The sequence below is a fragment of the Brachybacterium vulturis genome, from assembly GCF_002407185.1.
Classification (GTDB): domain Bacteria; phylum Actinomycetota; class Actinomycetes; order Actinomycetales; family Dermabacteraceae; genus Brachybacterium; species Brachybacterium vulturis.
The window spans coordinates 1,409,008-1,426,914 of the sequence record NZ_CP023563.1 but is presented as its reverse complement, the minus strand read 5'-3'; the positions used below and the strand labels follow the sequence as shown (position 1 = coordinate 1,426,914).

The following is a 17,907-nucleotide window of genomic DNA, read 5'->3' as shown; positions in this document are numbered from 1 at the left end:
CCCCGATGTCGACGATGACACCATCGCCCGCTGTTCCCAGGAACGCCGAGAGCCGAACCCGCTCCCCGCTCGTCCACCACAAGCGGCGGATCGATCCCCTCTACTACCTGTTCCTGTTCCCCTCCCTAGCGCTGTTCAGCCTCGCGGTCACGCTGCCGGCGCTGCTGGGCTTCGGATACAGCTTCACGAACTCCATCGGCTTCGGTGACTGGGAGTTCATCGGCCTGCGCAACTATGTCGCGATGTTCCGCGACCAGGGGATCCTGGGGTCGTACACCTTCACGCTCGGCTTCTCGCTGATCACCGTGATCGTGGTGAACATCCTCGCCTTCGCGCTGGCCCTGGGCCTGACCTCGAAGATCCGCTTCACCTCCGCACTGCGCACGATCTTCGTGATCCCGATGGTCATCTCCGGCATCGTGATCGCCTTCGTGTTCCAGTACCTGTTCGCCAACACCGTGCCCGGCATCGGCCAGGCGATCGGCTCGGACGCGCTGTCCACCACGATCCTCGCCGATCCCGACTGGGCCTGGCTGTCGATCGTGATCGTCACCGCCTGGCAGTCGATCCCCGGCACGATGCTGATCTACATCGCCGGGCTGGTGACCATTCCCGCCGAGGTCTATGAGGCCGGTTCGATCGATGGTGCCACCGGCTGGCAGAGCATCCGGCACATCACCCTGCCGCTGGTCTCCGGGTTCATCGTCATCAACACGATCCTCGGCTTCAAGAACTACCTCAACGCCTACGACATCATCGTGGGCCTGACCGACGGCGGCCCGGGCGTGGCCACCCGATCCGTGGCGATGTCGATCTTCCGCGGGTTCGACGGCGGCGACTACGCCTACCAGATGGCGAACGCAATGGTCTTCTTCCTCATCTCGATCGCGCTCGCGCTCCTCCAGCTCCGCATCACTCGAGGAAGGACGGCATTCTGATGAGCACTGCGACTCCCGCCGTATCTGCGGCCCCTGCCGGCTCCCCCACCCTGGCGCCAACAGCTCGGCGTCGCCGCGGCCGGGTGGGACGCGAACGCATCAGCTGGACCACCACCATGCTGCTCATGGTGGGATCACTGGCCGTGCTCGTGCCGCTGTACATCACCGTGAACATGGCGCTGAAGACCACCGAGCAGGCGGTCGGCGGAAATGCCTTCGCTCTCCCGAACCCGTTCACGTTCTCGAGCTTCGTCGAGGCCTGGAACCTCACGAACTTCCCGCGCGGCTTCGCGATCTCGATCTTCATCACGGTGGTCGCCGTGGTCGGTGAGATCGTGATCTCGGCGCTCGCCGCCTACGCGATCGTACGCAACTGGGACCGACGAGCCTTCCGCTGGTCGTTCTTCTACCTGCTGGCGGCGATGTTCATCCCGTTCCCGGTGGTCGCGCTGCCGCAGATCCAGCTGACGGGCATGCTCGGACTGGACAATCCGCTGGGTGTCGCGATCCTGCACATCGCCTTCTCCCTGGCGTTCAACACGCTGCTGCTGACCGCATTCCTGCGCACCATCCCGCTCGAGCTCGAGGAGTCGATGCGGATGGACGGCGCCGGCACCTGGAAGGTGTTCTGGAAACTGATCCTGCCGCTGCTGGCGCCGATGTGCGCGACCGTGGGCATCTTCGCGTTCATCGCGTCGTGGAACGACTTCATGATGCCCTCGCTGATCATCTCGGACCCGACGCTGCAGACCATCCCGGTGCTGCAAAACATGTTCCAGACCCAGTTCAGCAACAGCTACAACGTCGCCTTCGCCTCCTACCTGATGGCGATGGCTCCGGCGATCATCGTCTACCTGTTCGCTCAGCGGTGGGTGATGTCCGGCCTTACCCAGGGCGCGATCAAGTAGTGCCCCGCGCGGTGCGGCCAGCGCTGTCGGCCGCCCTGCGTGCCTGCTGCCCGCATCGTCTCCACCCTCCGCACCCGCTCATGATCCTGCCCCTGAACCCGCACCAGCATGCGCACCCGCTCTCACGCCCACACCCGACAGAACCTGGAGGTTCCTCGACGTGACCACCGCTCCCCTGACCGCTCCCCCCGCCACGCGATCCGACGCCGACTGGTGGCGCCAGGCGGCCGTCTACCAGATCTATCCGCGCTCCTTCGCGGATGGCAACGGCGACGGCATCGGTGACCTGCGCGGCATCATCTCCCGCATCCCGTACCTCGCCGAACTCGGCGTGGACGCAGTGTGGCTGAGTCCCTTCTACCCCTCGGCGCTCGCCGACGGGGGCTACGACGTGGACCACTATCGCGACGTGGATCCGACGATCGGCACCCTCGAGGAGTTCGACGAGATGGTCACCGCCCTGCACGGGGTCGGGATCAAGCTCATCGTCGATGTGGTCCCCAACCACTCGTCGGACCGCCATGAGTGGTTCCGGGAGGCGCTGTCCGCCCCGAAGGGCTCCCCCGCCCGCGAGCGCTACATCTTCCGCGACGGCCGCGGCGAGCATGGCGAGGAGCCGCCTGCGGACTGGACCTCGATCTTCAGCGGCCCGGCCTGGACCCGGGTCCCCGACGGCCAGTGGTACCTGCACTCCTTCGCCACCGAGCAGCCGGACTTCAACTGGAAGCATCCTGAGGTGCACGAGGATTTCCTGCGCACTCTCAGGTTCTGGTCGGACCGGGGAGTGGACGGCTTCCGGATCGACGTGGCCCATGGGCTGTCGAAGGATCTCGGCGAGGTGCTCCCCAGCTCGGCGGAGCTGAAGGCGATGCCGAAGGACGGCACGCATCCGCTGTGGGACCGCGACGACGTGCATGAGATCTATGCCGAGTGGCGCGAGCTGTTCGACCAGTACGAGCCGCCGCGGATCGCGGTCGCGGAGGCCTGGGTGGAGACCCCGGAGCGCCGCGCGAAGTACGCGAGCCCCGAAGGGCTCGGCCAGGCGTTCAACTTCGACCTGATGGAGGCCGATTTCGATGCCGGGCACTTCCGCGACATCGTCGCCGACAATCTCGCCCAGTCCGCGGTGACCGGCTCCTCGACCACCTGGGTGTTCTCGAACCACGACGGGGTGCGTCATGCCACCCGGTACGGCCTGCCGCCGCGTGCCGGTCGCCCCGTGAAGCAGGGCGCCCAGTGGGTGGCCGCCGGCGGCCCGGAGGACGGCATCGACCGCGAGCTAGGGCTCCGCCGCGCCCGGGCGGCGACGATGCTCGAGCTGGCACTCCCCGGCAGCGCCTATCTGTACCAGGGCGAGGAGCTGGGCCTGCACGAGGTCGCCGAGATCCCGGATGAGCAGCGCCAGGATCCGGCGTTCTGGCGTACCACCGCCGGGGACCGTGGCTTCGACGGCCTGGGCCGTGACGGCTGCCGAGTCCCGCTGCCGTGGACCCGCTCGGGCTCCTCCTTCGGCTTCGGCGAGGGTGGGGCGCATCTGCCGCAGCCTGCCTGGTTCGCGGACTTCTCCGTCGAGGCGGAGGACGGCGCCGCCGGTTCGACGCTCGAGATGTACCGCGAGGCGCTGCGTCTGCGCGGAGAGCTGCAGGGCGAGGAGTCGCTCGAGTGGGACGAGGCGCTCAGCGGCGGTGACGTGCTCGCCTTCGAGCGTCCCGGCGGTTGGCTGAGCGTCACGAATTTCGGAGCGCAGCCGGTGGCGCTGCCCGTCGGCGAGGTGCTGTTGGCGAGCGGTGAACTCGAGGCTGCGGCCGACGGCACGTCGCAGCTGCCCGGTGCGACCACGGTGTGGCTGCGCCGGTCGGAGGCCTGAGCATAGCCCGCCTCCCACCGGTCGCGAGCGCCTCGGGGACCACCCTGCGGGATGCGCTTTCGGGGCGCTCTCGCCGTCCGACGGTTCGCACCGGTGCCTGTGCCCGAACCGATCTCCTCACCCCCCGTGCCTTCACCGGCTGCGGATCGGCGCCGGTGCGAGCTCCGGCTGGTGCGGCGGGGGTGACCGGCCCGTGCTGTGCGTCGAGCGGGATGCGGACGGTGAGCGAGGAGCTCGTCGCATCGCACGGTGCGGAGTCGCTGACACCCGTGATGACGTCGGCGGCGGCAGCGGTCTCCGCCGGGCCGGCGGGATCGGTCGCGGCCGCGGTGCCCGCTGCGGGGCCCGTCGGGCCCAGCGGGGACGGGGAGGTGACGCGGGTGATGCCGGAGGAGCCTGTCCATTCGACCAGGTGGCGCGAGGCCTCCGGGAGACGCCGGACGCCGGCGGTGTCGCTCTCCTTCGAGAGGTTGCAGTGCGCGCAGAGGCCCTGACCGTTGTCGATGCTCGTGGCGCCGCCCGCGGAGGCGGGGACGATGTGGTCGTGCTGGCGCACAGCGGCGTCGCAGAACGGTGCGCGGCAGATGAGGTCCCGCCAGTCGAGGAAGCGTGCCAGCGCGGGCGGGAAGGCCCTTGCTCGGGATTCGACGGCCACCAGCTCCCCTGAGGTGGGATGGGTGAACAGGCGGCGCATCACGGGACGGAGCGGTGGCCCATCCGGTCCGCAGCGGTCACCCTCGGCGGGGTCCGGCTCGGCGAGGGCGAGGCGAAGCTGTTCGCGCACCATCCCCACCGGGACCGAGCCATACCCCTCGATATGCGCGACGTCGCCGTGGTCCGGGGAGAGCAGGGAACGCTCGGTCATGATCAGTCCGATCTCCAGGAGCACCGGATCCATGCCTCCCCCACGACCGATCAGCGTGTCGACGAAGGCATCCGCCATCAGTGCGCCATGGCCCTGGCGTGCTCCCTCGGCACGGAGCCGCTCCGCTTCGAGGGAGAGGCGCTTGTGGACGAGCTTGGCCTCGAGCGCCGGGAGCTGGGCGCTCACTGTCGCCATGCCGTGCTGACCGGGAGTGAAGGTGACGTGGCGGCCTCGGCGGGCCCGGTGGTGGCGGGCGGCGGCTCCCTGTGGGTCGAGCTGCCCGATCGCGGACGCGACCTCGTCCCGCCACCGCTGGACACCGGCCCCGTCCAGACGGGGCATCTGCTCATGCAGGGTCTCGTCGAGCTGTCGACGCTGGAGGTCATCGAGAGGTTCCATCGCGGACGCCGCCGCGTAGGCCACCTGCGCCGTCACCTTGCCGGTGCCGAGCGCGCAGAGCATGCGCGGCATGGAGCGGACCATGCGCCGGGCGGACGCCAAGGAGCGCTCGGCGGCAGAGGGCGACCGCCGGGTCGTCAGGGAGTAGTCACGGCGGGTCCGACCGTCGGCCAGACGGTTGAGCCGGTCGTGCGAGGGGAGGAACTCGTCCTCGTGCGCGGCGTCGTCCCGCGCGGCGCGGATCTGATCGCGCCGGGTCGCCTCGGCCAGTGCCACCACGGCACGTGCCTCGAGCGCATCGAGCGAGCTGCGGGAGTCGTGGACCGTCTCGAGCAGCCGGTTGTACTCGTCCCGCGGCCTCTCCCCCGCCTCGAACATCTCCTCCGGGGCGGTGGCGATCGCGGTCAGCAGGAAGTCGACGTCGCCGAGCAGCTCCGCGAGCGCGCCCGGCCCGGCCGCATGGAGCGCAGCGAGGGTCTCCTCCGGAGTGGCGGAACGCCGCTCCGAGGAACCCTTCAGCTTCTGCATGAACATGCTGGCATCCTCTCTCGTCGCACCGACATTCGAAAGCCCGTAGCGCGAATGTGGAAAACCTTCTCGGGATTCTCGACACCGTGTCCTCGTCGGCACACGCGGCTCCGTGAACTGCACTCAGGCCCGACCTGCACAGTGCGCATAACTTCATCCATCCGGCCCTGAGTAGCGCCACACGAATGTGGATAAGAATGTGGATGGATGGGCACGGTGGAGGAACGGTCGCGCGTTTCCGACGTATTCCGGATCCTGCTCCACCTCCGCTCGGAGCGCGTCGGAGGTGCCCTCTCTTCGGCCCTCGCCCTTGCTCCTGCTGCCCCGCCGGTATCTGATGGTGGTACCTGCACACCCACCTCAGGAGGCTCCGATGGAGAAGCTCGACCGCAATGCCACGACCCGCGGCCCGGACTCGTCGTTCACCGGCGAGGTGCTCATGGAGGGGATCCGTGGCCCGCGGGACGGTTCCCGCGCCGCGATGAACCACGTGCACTTCGCGCCGGGCGCGCGCACGCATTGGCACTGGCACCCCGTCGGCCAGACCCTCTACGGCACCGGCGGCGTGGGGCTGGTCGTCACCCGCTCGGGCGAGGTCCTCACCCTCGAGCCCGGACGCACGGTGTGGATCCCGCCGCGCGAGGAGCACTGGCACGGCGCGCTCGACACCTCGCTGATGTCCCACCTCGCGGTGCAGGAGGCCGACGACGACGACGACGAGACCGTGATCTGGCTCGAACCGGTCAGCGACGAGGAGTTCTCCCGCGCGAACGAGGTGGCGCGCACGGCCTGACCCGCGGCGGGTGCGCGATGGATGCCGGCGCACACGGACTGCTCGCCAGCACCCGCCGTCACCTCAGCGCCTGCACCTCGGCGACCGCGGTGTAGAGGGCGCGGTGGGCGGGCCGCAGCGCCCGGTGCGCGGCGGCGGCCGCGGGGTCCGGTGCGATGCTCCGGCCGTCCGCTCGCGCGGCGAGCGGCATGATCCGATGCTCGAGGCCCAGCTCGTCGGCCGCAGCGAGCGCACAGCCGAGCAGTGCGGCATCGGCCCCGTCGACCGTGTGCACGGGGCGTCCGGTGACGTCGGCGATGATCCGCAACCAGGGCTGCGAGGCGGTTCCGCCGCCGGTGACGGCCAGGGGACGCGAGGTCGCGCCGTCGTCACCATGGGCGAGGGCGTGAGCGACCCCTTCGAGCATCGCCGCGTACAGGTCGATCGCGCGGGTCTGCGGGCCGATGCCGATCATGGCGCCGCGGAGGTCGGCGTCCCGCACGGGGTAGCGCTCGCCGAGGATCGAGGGCAGTGCGAGGAGACCCGTGGGTCCGCGGCCGTGCCGGTGCTCGCGCCCCTCGAGCAGGGCGTCGGCCGCACCGGGCGTCGCCCCGCCCAGCAGGGCCTCGCGCCCCCAGTCGGCCACGGCGCCCGCGGCGAGCAGGGCGGAGATCCGCAGCGTCGGCCCCGCGCCGTGGTCGCTCGCACCGTGGTCGCTACCACCGAGTGCGAGGTGGTGCGAGGTGCCCACCTGTGATGGCGGGGCAGCCGGCTGCACGACGGCGCGCCAGCCGCTGGTGCCCAGGTAGGCGTAGTCATCGCCCGGGGTGAGCCCGACGATCCCGAGGGTGGTCGCCCCGGCGTCGCCCGGCGCGAGGACCACGGGGAGCCCGGCCGGCAGACCCAGCAGTGCGGGGGCCGATGCCCCGGTGCGCCCGAGGATCTGGCCCGCCCGGTGGGTGAGCGCCGGCAGCAGGGGAGCCGCGAGGCCTGCGGCGCGCGCGACCGGGGCGGACCAGGTGCGCGTGCGGTGATCGAGCAGCCCGGTGGCGGCAGCCGTCGTCAGATCGCACCAGGCGCCGAGGCCCAGTCGGTGCACGAGATGGCCGGCCGGACCGAACACCACCTGCCGGACACGCCGCGCGAGCCCGGGATCCACGCGGTCCAGGCGCCGGAACATCGCCGCACAGCTGCTCGCGTCCTGCTGGTTGGCGGTGAGCGCGTCCCACGCGATGCCCTCGGCCGCGAGCTGGGCGCGCAGCTCCTCGGCCTCCGCTCCGGCGCGGGTGTCGCTGTACAGGATGGCGGGAGGCTCGCTCTCGCCCTCGGTCTCGAGCACCAGGTCCTGCATCTGCCCGGTCAGGCTCAGCGCCAGCAGGTCATCGCCGGCCGCTGGGGACGGGAGGATCTGGGCGATCGCGGTGCGGGCGGCACGTACCCAGTCGCCGGGGTCCTGCTCCGCTCCCCCGTCGGCCGTACGGCGCGTCGGATACTCGCTGCTCGCCTGCTCCCTGCTGTTGCCGTCCAGATCGATCAGCGCCGCCTTCGCAGCGGAGGTCCCGAGGTCCAGGCACAGCAGAGAGGGCATGGGGTGAGGATAGGCGGACACGCCCTGTCCTCGCCGCCTGGCATCCTCGACGCCATGAGCGCCACCCTGCAGATCACCATCGATGCCCATGACCCGCGCACTCTCTCGCTGTTCTGGAAGGAGGTGCTCGGATACGTGCACCCGGGCCCTCCCGGCACGGACCTCGCCCCGGGTGCTGATCCGCTCGCGGCGTGGGACGAGTTCCTCGAGGACCACGACGTGCCCGAGGAGCAGCGCAACAGCGCCTCCGCCCTCGAGGACCCCGACGGGAGGGGGCCGCGGCTCTACTTCCAGCGCGTCCCGGAGGACAAGGTCGTCAAGAACCGCGTCCATCTCGATGTGCGCACCGCATCCGAGCTGCGCGGCGAGGAGCGGATGACGGCGCTGGAGGCGGAGTGCGAGCGACTGGTCGCGCTCGGCGGCTCGCGTCTGGAGCTTCATGAGCCCGAGGCGCCGACCAGCATCGGGTTCCTCGTGATGGCCGATCCCGAGGGCAACGAGTTCTGCCTGGACTGATATGTAGGTGTTTCTGTCAAGGGGGCGGAGTGAAGCGGGGGCATCCACTGGCCGGTGGGTGCCCCCGCTTCGGCGTTCGCGGGGTGCTTCTCGGGTGCCGCGTGTCTGGTCGACGCGTGGTCAGTCTGATATGCGCGGGTCGGGTGCCGCATGACGCTGTTTTCGGTGGGAGGGGCGGAGCTTGTCTGAGCTCGAGCGTGGCCCTGTTGCCGGGGCTGCTCACAGTCCAAGCGCTGGTCTCCTCCTCACGCTGCGTCCCGAGAGGCTCTGGATCGCCCGTGAACGCGGTCTATAGGGTTATTCCTCCATGGTGGCCAGGGACCAGCACCAGCCGGCCAGTTCGCGGGCGATCGCGGTATTCGCGATGGCGTGGCGTTTGCGGCGCGCTTCCAGCACCATCCAGCGGTGATGGAGACGTCGGTTCCCGCGGTCGGCGCGTTCGGCGATCACGGCCGGGACCTTCGCCCAGTCCTGTCGCAGGGTCTTGCCGGGGTAGTAGCCGGGTTTGTGGTGCCAGGCCGACTCGATCAGGAACCGGCGGGCGTGGGAGTTGCCGGTCTTGGTGATCCCGCCCAGAGACCTCGTCTGTCCAGAGGAGTGCTCGGAGGGGACCAGTCCGAGGTAGGCCGCGATCGTCGAGCCGGTGAACCGGTCCCAGTCCCCGATCTCCACCGCCAGACCGAACGCGGTCAGAGTGGAGATCCCTCGCAGGCAGGCCAGGCGGTGGGTGATCTCGGTGAATTCGCTGTCCTCGGCCAGGTTCAAGATCGTTACATCAAGGCGATCGCGGCGGGCGAGAGTGTGGGTGACGGCGTCGTAGGCGTCATCGAACGCGGCCACGGTCCCGGAACCATATTCGGCCAAGTGGTCACGGCGGATGGCCCGCAGCCAGGCGTCATGCTCCCGGCCCCAGGTCGTCTTGCCGGGGAAGACGTGACCGCGGCGCAGCACCAGCTTCCCGAGCCGGTGCCGGGCACTCATCAAGTCGCGGCGGGCATCGTCCCGGGAACGGACCAGATCTCGGGCGGACTCCTCCGCGAGCGTGGGGACCCGCACCGCGACGATGTCATCGTTGCGCGCCAGACGGGCCAGCAGCATCGCATCGCGCCGATCGGTCTTGACTCGCTCACCCGTTGGTCGCAACAGCTTCGACGGGGCCGCGACCTGGACGGAATGTCCAGCATCGAGCAGGAACCGGGCAAGCGTGAAGCCGGTGGGGCCGGCCTCGTAGGTGATCCGCAAGGGACCGTGGCCACGGGCGAGGTCCTCGACGAACTCGCTGATAGCGACCAGATCATTCGGCAGGGACTTCTCGATCACCTCGCCGGTGGAGCAGTCGATCGCAGCGGCATTGACGCTACGGGCATGGACATCCAATCCCAGGCTTGTAGTCTCGGTGAACACCAGGGCCTCCTATGAATGTGTGCACCCCGGCCGCCCATCGACCAGGGTGATCCACGAGTCTTCATAGCGAGGCCCTGGGCCACAAGACCCAGCCGGTAACCCCGCCACCCTCATAGCGTCTGACGCATTCCGGACCGACGTCCTGACGCTGCCACCCGTCGATCCGGCGCGCTTCCTGGTGACGCTGGTGTGCCTGGTGTGCACCGTCCGCTCCTGGCGGCGGAAGATCAGCCTGGTGTGAGACGGCGGGGCGCATCCCCCTCGCCTACCCTGGGCCCCTGACGCCCCGCACCTCGAGGAGTACGACGATGTACCACGGAACATCCCTGCTCGACGCCCGCGTGCTCATCACCGGCGGCGCACGAGGACTCGGGCGGCAGCTGGCTCTGGAGGCAGCGCGGCGCGGGGCTGACGTGACGATCTGGGACCTCGACCTGTCGCGCGCCGAGGCCGTCGTGGCGGAGATCCGGGCCGTCGGCGCCACCGCCGTCACCGCGCGGGTGGACGTCACCGATCGGGAGCAGATCACCGCCGCCGCGCACCAGGCCGGGCCGCAGGACGTGGTGATCAACAACGCCGGGATCATCACCGGCAAGCGGCTCCTGGAGGCGAGCGACGAGGAGATCCGCCGCACCTTCGAGCTGAACACGCTCGCCCTGTTCTGGGTGACCCGGGCCTTCCTGCCGGGGATGCTCGAGCGCGACCGAGGCACGGTCGCCACCATCGCGAGCGCCGCGGGGCTGGCCGGCGTCGCCCGGCAGACGGATTACTCCGCGAGCAAGTGGGCCGCGATCGGCTTCACCGAGTCGCTCCGGGCCGAGCTGCGCGGGGACTCCTCGGGCGCAGGCACCTTCGTGATGTGCCCCTTCTTTATCGACACCGGAATGTTCGACGGGGTGACCACGAAGTTCCCCCGTCTGCTGCCGATCCTCAAGGAGCAGGAGGTGGCGCGCCAGGCCCTCTCCGCGATCGAGAGCGGGAAGGAGCAGATCATCACGCCCTGGCTCGCCCGGCTGCTCCCGGCGGCGCGCATCCTGCCGGTGCGGCTGTTCGACCGCGGACTGGACCTGCTGGGCATCAACCACACGATGGACGAGTTCGTGGGCCGTCACGACCCCGAGGCGCCGCAGCGTTGACCGACGGGCGCTCCCTCGAGCTGCTCGAGGAGAAGCTGGGGCGCACGCTGCAGCGCGCCGGTCTGCCGGGCTAGGCACCGGCCGAGGCGCGGCGCGCCCGCGCCGACCGTCGGAACCAGTTCACCAGCACCCCGGGCACGAATCGGTCCACGAACGGCGCACCGAACCGGGCGAGCACCTCCACCAGCAGTCCGATGAAGAACGCGACCAGCGGCAGCCACGGGGCGAGGCCGACGTTGACCGCGATGTCGCCTCCCATCCCCAGGTCTGCGCGCAGGCTGGTCCAGACCAGTGCGAGCAGGACGATCGAGCCTGCGAAGTAGGCGAACGGAAGCGCCACCCAGGACGCGGCCAGCGCAAGGATGTTCCCGGTCTCGATCTCGCGGTCCCGCTGCCACAGCAGGGAGACCACCGCCGGCATCAGCAGGGCGATCAGCACCAGGGGGATCCACGCGTACCAGGGCAGGTCGAAGAACCACAGGAACTCGTCGGTGCGCTCCATCCCGAAGTCCTCGACGCCGCCCTGCAGGTTCAGGTGCAGCGGCACGGCGAGCATCCCCAGCCCGGGCAGCAGCGCGAGGCCGTTCAGCCCCCACAGCGGGAGCGCGAGGAGCAGACCGAGCACGGAGCGCCCCTCCCCCTCGGCGATCATCGTGATCGCCCCGCCCACGGCCAGCAGGATCCAGACCGGGACAGCGAAGGCCAGGGCGTGGACGAGCACGAGCCGGGGCGCGGCGGCGAGATCCGCCACCAGCGACCACCAGGTGGGCTTCTCCATCCCTGCGATATGCCCCAGGAACAGCGGAAGCGCGATGAGCACCCAGGTGCCGAAGAACATGTCCACCCCGGCGGAGTGCATCGAGATCGACATGCCGAAGGATTCCTCCTCGACCGCGAACGCGGTGACGCGCGTGGCGATCACGGCGACGATCGCCACCGCGAGCCCGGAGATCCCGGACCAGAGCAGTGCACCGAGCACTCCGTTCGAGCCCCCGCGCCCGGTGCCCCAGCGGCGCTGGAGGAGGCGAGCGGCGAGGAAGGCGGTCGCCACCATCGCGACGGTGATCAGCAGCGGCATTCCCCGCCAGCTCATCGTGGCATTGCCCATGAAGCCCAGGTTCAGCTCGACCTCGTAGGAGCCGAAGGAGGCGAGGGAGACCAGCTGGAACGGAATGCCCACCAGTCCCACGATCCCTCGCCACCCGCCGGCCCCCGACGGGGAGGTCGGGTCGCCGCCCGGCGCCACGCCGCCCCCGGTCAGCTCCCCGGTGTCCAGGGTGAGCGCGGCGAGGACGGCCGAGACGATCACCAGCAGTGCGGCACCGAGAGCCACGAGGTAGGCCAGGGCACCCACCGCGAAGGTGGGGACGGGGTTGCCGATCCCGAACCGCCGCAGTGCGACGCCGACCTGGGAGGCGGACAGTGCCTGCACCCCCTGCGAGCCCGACGGCGCCCCCGATGCCGAGGGGGCGGACGTCGCCCAGGGCCCCGGCGCCGCTGGGTCGGGCGACGTGGGCGGCGCCGCTGGATCGCGGGGCGGGCCGGACGCCGGGCCCGAGTGGACGGAGCCATGAGATCCCGCGGAGGGCGCGGGCGGGAACGCGCTCGGCCCGTACGGCCCGGAATCGTGGCCCGGATATCCACTGTCGGGGTAGCTCTGGCTTCCCCTGTCACCGTAGGGATGGTTCGTCTCCGACATGTAGAACTCTGTGCCCTTCTCGCGTGGCCGGCCGTCGTGGGCGCGGTCGTGCACCCCGGCCCCGAGCCTAGCTGGCAGGGCGTTCACCGGGTCTCGGCAGGTTGCGCCGCTGTGCCCGGGTCCGGGAGGATCTCGTCGGCGGCGGTGGAGCCGCCCCCACGCCGACCCACCGGGAAGAGGACCGCATCGCCATGGACCTGAGCTTTCGACGGGCTGCGCCCGAGGACGTCCCGGCGGCGCAGGCGGCCTACCGGCAGATCATCGATCACCTCGCCCGGACGGCGGACTTCCCGCACTGGCACACCGAGGACCACCCGAGGCCCGCACAGGTCGCCGCCTGGATCGCGGCCGGAGAGCTCTACCTGGCGCACACGCCCGACGACACCGGCTCCGCCTCGCCGGCGGAGATCGCGGGCGTGGTCGTCCTGAACCACGCGACGGCGGGCGGCTACGACGACGCTGACTGGGCGATCGACGCCGCTCCCGAGGAGGTGCTGGTGGTCCATGTCCTCGGTGTCACCCCCGACCATCTCGGGCAGGGCGTCGCCCGATTCCTCATCGACTCGTCCCTGCAGGCCGCGCGGGAGCAGGGCTGCCGCACCCTCCGCCTGGACGCCTACGTCGAGAACCTGCCCGCCCGGACCCTGTACGCCCGCCACGGGTTCACCGACCTCGGTGTCCACACCTTGGACTACGACGGCACCGATCTGGAGCAGTTCCACCTGTTCGAACAGGTTCTCTGACCCGTCGGTCACCCTCTGCCGCCAGGGCTATCCGAAGTAGAGCGGGTGGTGCGCTGCGCATCCCGGGTTGAAGGCGGCGCCGCACTGCGGACACTGCGAGGCGCCGACGTAGTCGTCGATGCGCAGCTGGGTCCAGCACACGCCGCAGAGCACGGCGAGCTGCTGCCCTGATCCCGGCGGCCAGGGGCGCGAGGGATGATCGGCGGTCTCCTCATGGCACAGGTGGCAGGGGTAGTACCGCCGGCAGCAGGCGAAGCGGATCGCGATCACGTCCCGCGCCGTGCGGTAGTGGACGCAGCGGGTCTGCTCATCCACCGTCGGCCCGTGGACGACGGGCCTCATCGCACACCGCGTGCGGTCAGCGCGTCGCCGAGGGCGTCGGCATGCTTGAGGGCGACCACGAGGAACGGCATGGCGAAGTGCCGCAGGCTCTGCCGGCCGCCACGGGCGCGCTGCGCCTCGCGGACCTCGCGGGCGAGTGAGGCGAGGACGGGCAGCGTGTTCAGGGTGATCGCGAGCACGAGAGCCGCCCGCTGCGGGTCCAGACCCACCCGTTCCAGCGGTGCCAGTGCGCGCTCCAGGGCATCCAGCAGCTCGCTGACCGGGGTGGTCAGTGCCAGCAGACCGCTGATCACCACGGCGGCGGTGACTCGGGTCGTGTTCGTGAGCGCCTCCTCGGGCCCCAGGAAGATCAGCTGCCCGGCGGCGGTCACCAGGATGATCCACCGCACGGCCACGAGCTGCCGGCCGAGCACCCGCATCCCCGCTCCCGGCACTGCGTACACGGCGAGGCAGAGCGCCGCCATGATCAGGGCGCTGACCCAGCTCACCGGCAGGAAGCAGATCCCCAGCACGATGCTCATCAGCGCCAGGATCTTCGGCCCGGCGGGCAGGCGGTGCCAGGGGCCGTTCCCGGGCCGGTACAGGGTCAGCATCGCAGCTCCTGCTCGTAGGCGGCGATGATCTCCGCCGGTGCGCCCGTCCGCGCGACCGTGCCGTCCTGGACGAGGATCGCGGTCTCGCAGCGCCGGGCCAGGTCGAGGTCGTGCGTGACCAGCACCAGGCGGTGGGCGCCGTCGGCGAAGAGATGGTCGGCGACGCGCCGGGCGTTGCGGGCATCGAGGTAGGCGGTGGGTTCATCCGCGATCACCAGCTCAGGACTGCGCACGAAGGCGCCGCACAGGGCGAGCAGCTGCTTCTGCCCGCCGGAGAGATCATGCGCCGAGCGGTCCGCGAGCTCGCTCAGGCCGAAGCGCTCCAGGGCCTCCTGGACGCGGCGGGTCCTCTCCCCGCGGGGCAGTCTCGCCGAGCGCAGGGAGAAGGCGACGTCCTCGGCGACCGTCGGCATGATGATCTGGGCGTCCGGGTTGGCGAAGATGACGGCCACGCGACGTCGCAGCTGCGCCGCCGCCCGCGCCGGGTCCAGGCCGAGGACGCGGATGGTCCCGCTGGTGGCGGTGGCGAGGCCGCCGAGGAGCCGGGCGAGGGTCGATTTGCCGGAGCCGTTCTCGCCGATGACGGCGATGGTGCGTTCGTCGTGGGTGGCGGTGATGGAGTGCAGGACGTCCGTGTCGCCGAGGCGGACGTGCACGTCTGCGAGCTCGAGGGCGCTCATCGGATCACCTCCACGACGGCGGCGACACCCATCCCGCCGCCGATGGAGGCGGCCGTGATCCCGGTGGTCCCGGTCGGGGCGCCGGCCCGGATCAGCCGGCTGAACAGGCGGACCATGCTGATGGCGCCGCTGGCGCCCCAGGGGTGGCCGAGCGCGAGCGCGCCCCCGTCGGCGCAGACCCGCGCATCGTCCGCCGCCACGCCGAGCCGGTCGAGCACGGCGAGGGACTGCGCGGCGAAGGCCTCGACGATCTCGATCGCGGCGACGTCCTGGAGCCGCAGCTGCGCGCGGTCCAGCGCCGCGAGGATCGCCGGCGCGGCGCCGATCCCCGGCAGCGCCGGGTCGCAGCCGGTCACCGCATGAGCGCGGATCAGGAGCCCGGGCGCCGGACCGCGCACCGAACACGGGGCGAGGACCAGGGCGGCGGCACCGTCGCTGATCCGGGTCGCGGTGCCCGCGGTGACCGTGCCCTCCGGGAACAGGGCGGGCAGGCGTGCCAGCAGCGGCGCGGACACCCCGATCGCGTCATCGGCGCCGGCGGCGGCGAGGGGGACGAGCTCGGCCCCGAACCGCCCGGCGTCGCGGGCCGCCGCCGCCCGCCGGTGGCTGCGGGCGGCGTGCGCGTCCTGCCGCTGCCGGGAGATCGCGGCGGCCGCGGCGAGGGCGTCGGCGGCGCGCACCATGTCAGGATCGGGCCAGCCGTCCGGGGTGAACGGGGCCCGGTCGTACGCCGCGCCGCCGACGGAGCGGGTGGGGGCGGTCGAGGCGCTCTCGACACCGCCGGCGATCCGCGGGCGCCGGTCCCCGGCCTCGATCGCCTGCGCGGCGGCGATCACGGCGGCGAGGCCGCTGCCGCACTGCCGGTCCACGCTCATGCCGGGCACCTGGACGCCGAGTCCGGCGGCGAGGGCCGCCACCCGGGCCGGGTTGCCGCCCGGCCCCATGCAGTTGCCCAGCACCACATCGGCCACCTCGACGCCGGCGCCGGTGGCGGCTTCCGCATCCTCCAGGGCGGCGCGGATCACGGGCGCGGCGAGGTGCTCGAGCCTGAATCCGGCGAGGCCGCGGCTGCGGGTGCCGATCGGGGTGCGGCGGGCGGCGAGGACGACGGCTGTCTCAGACACGTCGCACCCCCTCCCCCGCCAGGGCACGGCGCAGCGCCTCGGCGCGGGCCGGCTTGCCGGAGGCGGTGCGGGGCAGGGTCCCGGTGAACCAGACGCGGGGCCGATGCGCGGTGGCGAAGCGGGCGCCGGCCATCGTGCGCAGCTCGCCCGCGCTCGGGCTCGGGGCGCCGGGGTCGAGCTCGACCAGTGCGGCGACGAGCGCGCCGATGCCCTCGGTCGGGATTCCGAAGACGGCACCGTCGGCGATCCCCGGCAGGTCACGGAGGCCGGCCTCGACCTCCTCGGGGATGACGGTGGCCGAGGCGGTGAGGATCGCGTCGTCTGCGCGGCCGCGGACGGTGAGCACCCCGGCGTCGAGCCGGCCGAGGTCGCCGACGCTCGCCCAGGCGCCGGCCGTGCGCAGCGGGCCCGCCTCGCCGAGGTAGCCGAGCGCCGTGAACGGCGAGCGGACCCAGATCGCCCCCTCGCGCACGTCGAGTTCCGTGCCGGGGAAGGCGCGCAGCCCCTCGCCCTCGTCCAGCGCGACGAAGGAGAGCTCGGCCGCGCCGTAGTAGGTGACCACCCGGATGCCGCGGGCGACCGCCTCCGCGCGCACCCGCTGATCGAGGTGGGAGCCGCCGACGAGCGCGACCCGCAGGCGCGGGTGGGTTCTCGCGTCCAGGAGCGAGCGCAGGGCCTGCGGGGTCCCGTGGAAGGCGGTGGCGTTCGCAGCCTCCGCATTGCCGGGCAGCACCGGCTGCGGCCCGCCCGCGTTCGCATGCGCGAGCGAGAACAGCGTCAGCGAGGAGGCCGGGGGCGCCGGCAGCAGGATCCGCTGCTCGGCGGCGTCTCCGCCCGGTGCGAGGATCGCGGAGACGGCGGCGAAGGACTCCGCCCAGGAGGCCGCCGTGCGCAGCACGATCCGCGGGGCACCGCTGCTCCCGGAGGTCAGCGTTGCCCAGGCCGCCTCCGCCGGCACCGGCCCGGCCGCCGCGAGCGCCCGCACCTGCGACCACTGGGCCGCGGGCCAGCGCTCGTCCCCGACCAGCGGGACGTCCCCGGCTGCGCGCACGGCGCTCAGGCGGTCCAGCAGGCCGTCCGGGGAGCCGTCGAGCAGGATGATCCGCCTGGTCATCGCATCGCTGCGGGGCGGGCAGTCGCTTCCTGCTCGGCGGGGGACGGGGCGGCCGGTGCGGTGGGGAGCCAAGTGCGGCGGAACGCGCGCGGGTAGGCCCGCAGGAGGGTGGTGACGACCGCGGTCGCGAGCACCGCCTTCAGCAGGTCGCCGGGGAGGAAGACCAGGCTGGCGAGCACGGTCTCCCCCACCGGCAGGCGGGTGACGAGGCTCTGCACCGGGATGCCGACGGCGTAGATCATGAGGATGCCGCCCACGATCATCGCCAGCGCCGTGCGCCAGAGGGCCGGCTTGCGGGCGGCGGAGTGCACGATCAGGCCGGTGAGGAAGGCTCCGGCGATCCAGCCGATCATGTACCCGGCCGAGGGGCCGACGAACACGCCGATGCCGCCGCGCCCTCCGGCCAGCAGCGGCAGCCCGGCCGCGACCAGGACCAGGAACACGGTCATCGACACGGCGCCCAGGCGCGGGCCGAGCACCGCTCCGGCCAGCATCACTCCGAAGGTCTGCGCGGTGATCGGCACACCGCCGAACACGCTGACGCTGCCCGGCAGGCCGAGCGCGGCGACGATCGCCGCGAACACCGCGACGCGGGCGATATCGGTCGCATCCAGCGACCACCGTCGTGCTGCAGGAGTGTGTGCCATTCCTCTACCCTTCACCTGAACGCTGTTCACCTGAACAACGTACA

General features: G+C 71.6%; 16 protein-coding genes and 1 pseudogene. 7 read left to right on the top strand and 10 right to left on the bottom strand.

Going from position 1 to position 17,907, the window contains the following annotated elements; all coding sequences use genetic code 11:
* Nucleotides 1–5 precede the first annotated feature (5 nt).
* The 3 genes from CFK38_RS06375 to CFK38_RS06365 all read left to right on the top strand — a co-directional run bounded on the left by CFK38_RS06375 (nucleotide 6) and on the right by CFK38_RS06365 (nucleotide 3,713).
* Entirely contained in the window at nucleotides 6–938 is a 933-nt protein-coding gene (locus CFK38_RS06375) for a carbohydrate ABC transporter permease (RefSeq protein WP_157773388.1), read from the top strand.
* Entirely contained in the window at nucleotides 938–1,846 is a 909-nt protein-coding gene (locus tag CFK38_RS06370; protein ID WP_096802327.1) for a carbohydrate ABC transporter permease, read from the top strand. The genes CFK38_RS06375 and CFK38_RS06370 overlap by 1 nt, the downstream gene beginning before the upstream one ends.
* A gap of 160 nt (nucleotides 1,847–2,006) precedes the next feature.
* Nucleotides 2,007–3,713, top strand: a complete 1,707-nt coding sequence (locus tag CFK38_RS06365) for a glycoside hydrolase family 13 protein (protein WP_096802326.1) — start codon at nucleotides 2,007–2,009, stop codon at nucleotides 3,711–3,713.
* A 466-nt stretch (nucleotides 3,714–4,179) separates the two neighbouring features.
* On the opposite strand, the pseudogene CFK38_RS17545 reads toward CFK38_RS06365, so the two are convergent.
* Nucleotides 4,180–4,407, bottom strand: a pseudogene (locus CFK38_RS17545) (HNH endonuclease); the annotation flags it as partial.
* 1,471 nt (nucleotides 4,408–5,878) lie between these two features.
* Between CFK38_RS17545 and CFK38_RS06355 the strand changes: the two are divergent.
* Nucleotides 5,879–6,298: a (R)-mandelonitrile lyase gene (locus CFK38_RS06355; protein WP_096802324.1), complete on the top strand. Its 420-nt coding sequence runs from the start codon at nucleotides 5,879–5,881 to the stop codon at nucleotides 6,296–6,298.
* A gap of 58 nt (nucleotides 6,299–6,356) precedes the next feature.
* Here the strand turns inward: CFK38_RS06355 and CFK38_RS06350 are convergent, their stop codons facing one another.
* Nucleotides 6,357–7,865 (bottom strand): FGGY family carbohydrate kinase, encoded by a 1,509-nt coding sequence (locus tag CFK38_RS06350; protein ID WP_096802323.1) that lies wholly within the window; start codon nucleotides 7,863–7,865, stop codon nucleotides 6,357–6,359.
* 54 nt (nucleotides 7,866–7,919) lie between these two features.
* Here CFK38_RS06350 and CFK38_RS06345 point away from each other — a divergent pair, with 54 nt between their 5' ends.
* A complete protein-coding gene (locus CFK38_RS06345) occupies nucleotides 7,920–8,381 on the top strand; it encodes a VOC family protein (protein ID WP_096802322.1) in 462 nt (153 codons plus the stop codon).
* 297 nt (nucleotides 8,382–8,678) lie between these two features.
* Here CFK38_RS06345 and CFK38_RS06340 read toward each other — a convergent pair whose 3' ends face one another.
* Entirely contained in the window at nucleotides 8,679–9,785 is a 1,107-nt protein-coding gene (locus CFK38_RS06340; protein WP_096802321.1) for an IS110 family RNA-guided transposase, read from the bottom strand.
* 308 nt (nucleotides 9,786–10,093) lie between these two features.
* Here CFK38_RS06340 and CFK38_RS06335 point away from each other — a divergent pair, with 308 nt between their 5' ends.
* A complete protein-coding gene (locus CFK38_RS06335) occupies nucleotides 10,094–10,921 on the top strand; it encodes an SDR family oxidoreductase (RefSeq protein ID WP_096802320.1) in 828 nt (275 codons plus the stop codon).
* Nucleotides 10,922–10,991: 70 nt separating this feature from the next.
* Here CFK38_RS06335 and CFK38_RS06330 read toward each other — a convergent pair whose 3' ends face one another.
* Entirely contained in the window at nucleotides 10,992–12,353 is a 1,362-nt protein-coding gene (locus tag CFK38_RS06330) for a hypothetical protein (RefSeq protein WP_157773387.1), read from the bottom strand.
* 458 nt (nucleotides 12,354–12,811) lie between these two features.
* On the opposite strand from CFK38_RS06330, the gene CFK38_RS06325 reads away from it, so the two are divergent.
* A complete protein-coding gene (locus CFK38_RS06325; protein WP_096802319.1) occupies nucleotides 12,812–13,363 on the top strand; it encodes a GNAT family N-acetyltransferase in 552 nt (183 codons plus the stop codon).
* Between the two features lie 27 nt (nucleotides 13,364–13,390).
* Here the strand turns inward: CFK38_RS06325 and CFK38_RS06320 are convergent, their stop codons facing one another.
* From CFK38_RS06320 to CFK38_RS06300, 6 genes are read right to left on the bottom strand one after another with little or no spacing between them, the layout of a single operon-like run.
* A complete protein-coding gene (locus CFK38_RS06320) occupies nucleotides 13,391–13,705 on the bottom strand; it encodes a CHY zinc finger protein (protein WP_096802318.1) in 315 nt (104 codons plus the stop codon).
* Complete coding sequence (locus CFK38_RS06315; RefSeq protein ID WP_096802317.1) at nucleotides 13,702–14,298, bottom strand: energy-coupling factor transporter transmembrane component T family protein; 597 nt, start codon at nucleotides 14,296–14,298, stop codon at nucleotides 13,702–13,704. Before CFK38_RS06315 ends, CFK38_RS06320 begins: the two co-directional genes overlap by 4 nt.
* Nucleotides 14,292–14,978 (bottom strand): energy-coupling factor ABC transporter ATP-binding protein, encoded by a 687-nt coding sequence (locus CFK38_RS06310; RefSeq protein WP_096802316.1) that lies wholly within the window; start codon nucleotides 14,976–14,978, stop codon nucleotides 14,292–14,294. Before CFK38_RS06310 ends, CFK38_RS06315 begins: the two co-directional genes overlap by 7 nt.
* A complete protein-coding gene (locus tag CFK38_RS17540; RefSeq protein WP_245851246.1) occupies nucleotides 14,975–16,102 on the bottom strand; it encodes a thiolase family protein in 1,128 nt (375 codons plus the stop codon). Before CFK38_RS17540 ends, CFK38_RS06310 begins: the two co-directional genes overlap by 4 nt.
* The gene (locus CFK38_RS17535) at nucleotides 16,095–17,216 is read right to left on the bottom strand and encodes a class I adenylate-forming enzyme family protein (protein ID WP_245851245.1); all 1,122 of its coding nucleotides are present in this window, start codon (nucleotides 17,214–17,216) and stop codon (nucleotides 16,095–16,097) included. The genes CFK38_RS17540 and CFK38_RS17535 overlap by 8 nt, the downstream gene beginning before the upstream one ends.
* On the bottom strand, nucleotides 17,213–17,863 hold the full coding sequence (locus CFK38_RS06300) for a biotin transporter BioY (RefSeq protein ID WP_096802315.1): 651 nt from the start codon (nucleotides 17,861–17,863) through the stop codon (nucleotides 17,213–17,215). Before CFK38_RS06300 ends, CFK38_RS17535 begins: the two co-directional genes overlap by 4 nt.
* Between the last annotated feature and the right edge of the window lie 44 nt (nucleotides 17,864–17,907).

What these genes read in the sequence shown, in the direction of transcription:
- CFK38_RS06315 (WP_096802317.1), bottom strand. Translation starts at nt 14,298, where the DNA reads ATGCTGACCCTGTACCGGCCCGGGAACGGCCCCTGGCACCGCCTGCCC.
- CFK38_RS06375 (WP_157773388.1), top strand. Translation starts at nt 6, where the DNA reads ATGTCGACGATGACACCATCGCCCGCTGTTCCCAGGAACGCCGAGAGC.
- CFK38_RS06355 (WP_096802324.1), top strand. Translation starts at nt 5,879, where the DNA reads ATGGAGAAGCTCGACCGCAATGCCACGACCCGCGGCCCGGACTCGTCG.
- CFK38_RS06370 (WP_096802327.1), top strand. Translation starts at nt 938, where the DNA reads ATGAGCACTGCGACTCCCGCCGTATCTGCGGCCCCTGCCGGCTCCCCC.
- CFK38_RS17535 (WP_245851245.1), bottom strand. Translation starts at nt 17,216, where the DNA reads ATGACCAGGCGGATCATCCTGCTCGACGGCTCCCCGGACGGCCTGCTG.
- CFK38_RS06335 (WP_096802320.1), top strand. Translation starts at nt 10,094, where the DNA reads ATGTACCACGGAACATCCCTGCTCGACGCCCGCGTGCTCATCACCGGC.
- CFK38_RS06325 (WP_096802319.1), top strand. Translation starts at nt 12,812, where the DNA reads ATGGACCTGAGCTTTCGACGGGCTGCGCCCGAGGACGTCCCGGCGGCG.
- CFK38_RS06350 (WP_096802323.1), bottom strand. Translation starts at nt 7,865, where the DNA reads ATGCCCTCTCTGCTGTGCCTGGACCTCGGGACCTCCGCTGCGAAGGCG.
- CFK38_RS06300 (WP_096802315.1), bottom strand. Translation starts at nt 17,863, where the DNA reads ATGGCACACACTCCTGCAGCACGACGGTGGTCGCTGGATGCGACCGAT.
- CFK38_RS06320 (WP_096802318.1), bottom strand. Translation starts at nt 13,705, where the DNA reads ATGAGGCCCGTCGTCCACGGGCCGACGGTGGATGAGCAGACCCGCTGC.
- CFK38_RS06345 (WP_096802322.1), top strand. Translation starts at nt 7,920, where the DNA reads ATGAGCGCCACCCTGCAGATCACCATCGATGCCCATGACCCGCGCACT.
- CFK38_RS06310 (WP_096802316.1), bottom strand. Translation starts at nt 14,978, where the DNA reads ATGAGCGCCCTCGAGCTCGCAGACGTGCACGTCCGCCTCGGCGACACG.